The organism is Moorena sp. SIO4A1, assembly GCF_010672065.1.
In the GTDB taxonomy this organism is placed as follows: domain Bacteria; phylum Cyanobacteriota; class Cyanobacteriia; order Cyanobacteriales; family Coleofasciculaceae; genus Moorena.
The window spans coordinates 1-2,913 of record NZ_JAAHHX010000223.1 but is presented as its reverse complement, the minus strand read 5'-3'; the positions used below and the strand labels follow the sequence as shown (position 1 = coordinate 2,913).

Genomic DNA, 2,913 nt, shown 5'->3' with positions numbered 1-2,913 from the left:
TCACCCGGCCTTCAATCCCAAAGATTTCTATGTGATCTGCTAGCCAGAGTGCATTACCGCCACTATAGGTTCCTAGCTCGATTGTGGTTTTCGGTTTAAGTTCGTTTAACAGCATAGGGTAGATCCCTAACTCTGTAACCCCAGTCTGCAAAACCACTCCTTTCCAAGTTTGCAAGAACTGATTTTTACACAGGGCAGCCCAGGCATCGAGATTCAGATCGCACCGATCTTCTCGATCACTAATCTTGACAAACCGATCCTCTCGCCGTAGAGCCTTTAAATGTTCTTGGCGCTTTTTAGCTTCTTGATGATCCATGATGATGTCTTAAGATTATAGGGCGTTACTTAAAATATCACTAAATATCGATTTCAAAAAGGTATCCTTGTCGCGACCCTGGCAAATCACCTGCATACCAGGGTGCTAAGACTTTTCCCCCTAGCCAAGGAACAGCAGATGAGCAAGCAAACAATTTGCAGGGTGATTCGGCAGTGCGATCGCATTTAGAATCAACAATGGTCACGCTGCTAATATTGATCACAGGTAGAACAATCTCTCTGACTCTTGCTTGAGATTGCGGATCGATACAGACTACTTTGCCACCAAACCAAAATGTGAGCCAAAGACGACCTGCCCCATCTACAGCCAATCCATCGGGTACTCCTTCAGTTTCATCGGCAACGATAAATTTGTGATGGTCATGAATATCGGGTAGGGTTGCTTCAGTTCGATCCGAATTGAGAACGAAGACATGAACAGACCTTTCTAAGCTATCCACAACGTAGAGCGATCGCCCATCTGGTGATAGTCCCATGCCGTTGGCATAACCTAGCCCCGCAAAAACTTCCTGGACTTGCCCCTGGGGATTGCAGGCTAGCAGTGCCCCTGTTCCCCTAATTGCTGTGGCATCCTCATCGATGGTGTTGAACCAAATGTTTCCGTTTTTGTCAATAACTACATCATTGCAAACCAACTGTTTACCCTGATAGTCTTGGATAATTGGTATGATCTCTTTGGTATTGAGATTTAACTCCACCAGTCCCAACTCCCCAGACAACACCACAGTTTCCGTCCCCGATAGGGCAAGACCGTAACACAAACCAGGTAATGGGAACCGCTGCACCTTGCGGGTTGTTAAGCACAGTTGAATCAGCTGAGGATTACCGTAGTCCAGGCAGAATAGTTGATTACTTCTGGGGTCATAGTAGAGTCCCTCACCCCCCTGGAGAACGCAGTCTTGGGCCACGGCAATTTGATAGGCTGGGGAGCGTCGTTCTAGCAGTAATGCATTGCGTAGATGCTGACCATAAAACTGTAGGGCAGCTCGGTTAGAACCAACCAGGTTTAGTTCTGCCAGTGGAGTGGGATGATAGTAAGTATTTTTAATTTGGTCTGCTGCTTCACAATTAAAGGTAATCAGTTGTGAGCAACTGAGGGTTTGTTGGGCAAGGCTAAAATCAAACAGTGTTGAGGCGAGACCATTGTTACGAGTTGACAGATACAGGCGACAACTGGTGGGTGTTTTTTCTACTAATGTCTGGCTTGGAATATCTGGACAAATTCCCTGGGCTAATGTCAGAGCTGCTTTGGGTAAATTAAAATTCAGACTCTGCTGATACAAAAAGCCAAATGTAGCACTCATCCGGGCATTCATTTCAATTAAGACCGGGGAGCCTTGCTCTTGAAGCCAAAATTCAGCGCAGAAAAAGCTATTGTCTAAACCGCTATCTTGAATAAAATTAGCTACTCGTTCGTAAATAGCCCTTTGTTGTGCCTGACTCACTTGAGAGGGAAAGACATAACAATCCACTGACCCGTCCTTTGCTTCCACGGTATCCACTAAACCAAAAAAATGAACCTGTCCTCTATAAACAAAGCCATCACAGGTTAAGGGTTGACCGGAAATCAGATCTTCAACTAAAAGCGGAACTTGAGATGTTACAGCTAAGGGGTATTTTGTGCCATCAACAAATGCTTGGAATAAATCTCGATACATTTGCCACCAAGGTTGATAAGCCCTGGCTAGATCTTTACATACCTGTTGTAACTGTTCAGGTTGATCGACCTTGCCACAAAACATCCCGTAACTCGAGCAAACTGGTTTAACAAATACGGTAAACCTCAGCGTATTTACAATGTCCTTGTCAATTAAAATATCTTTTTCATTGTCCAGTTGTACAACACTGTAACCGGGGGGATATGAGTCAATTTCACGGGCATAAAACTTATGAAAACACTGCAATATACTTTCAAGACGAGGGCCAAAGATATTGAGGCTTTGACAAACCACGGCAGCTACTAAATTAGCGATATCAAAGCTGTAATAAACAGCTGCAATCTTATGTACTTTGGCATAAGCGATCGCATCTTGGCAAAAGGCTACTAAATCGACTTGACCTTTGAGTTTAGGTGGCGTTGTTTGTAGAGATGAATACTCTAGGCAATGGAAGCAATAAGCAGAAAAGTCAGCGCTAGACAATAACTGCTTCTCATCTTGAGATGGACACAAAACCAATACAGGAATTAGTTCATCAGGTTGATTAACTTCCTGGATTACAGTGACTGTTGCCACTTTCAGCATGAACTTAGAGCAGATAACGGGCTTATTTGACAAAATTTACCATAAACTAGGGCGGGCGTGTCTGCAAAGTTAAAAGATCACCATGGAACTGTGATCGATATCACCAGCAACAGGAGAAAGAAGATTTCAACTAAAGCCAGAGTAATATAGAGGCAATAGTCAACATCCCTTGATAATTGATGGCATATTTCTCATAACGAGTTGCAATTCGTCGATTAAGCTATAGGCGATTAATAAGTCGTTCGACTCGATGCAAGTTCTCGTTTGCAGACCACGATTGAAGCGTTCTCGTTTTCTCTGATTGCTTTTCGGGGGGAATAACAGGGGTTGCTCC

General features: G+C 43.9%; 1 protein-coding gene and 1 pseudogene. Both read right to left on the bottom strand.

From position 1 onward, the window contains the following. Nucleotides 1-316: pseudogene (locus tag F6K53_RS36460) on the bottom strand (cephalosporin hydroxylase); the annotation flags it as partial. Between the two features lie 40 nt (nt 317-356). After that, nucleotides 357-2,612, bottom strand: coding sequence for an SMP-30/gluconolactonase/LRE family protein (locus tag F6K53_RS36455; protein ID WP_293084347.1), 2,256 nt, complete (start codon nt 2,610-2,612; stop codon nt 357-359). Nucleotides 2,613-2,913: the final 301 nt, after the last annotated feature.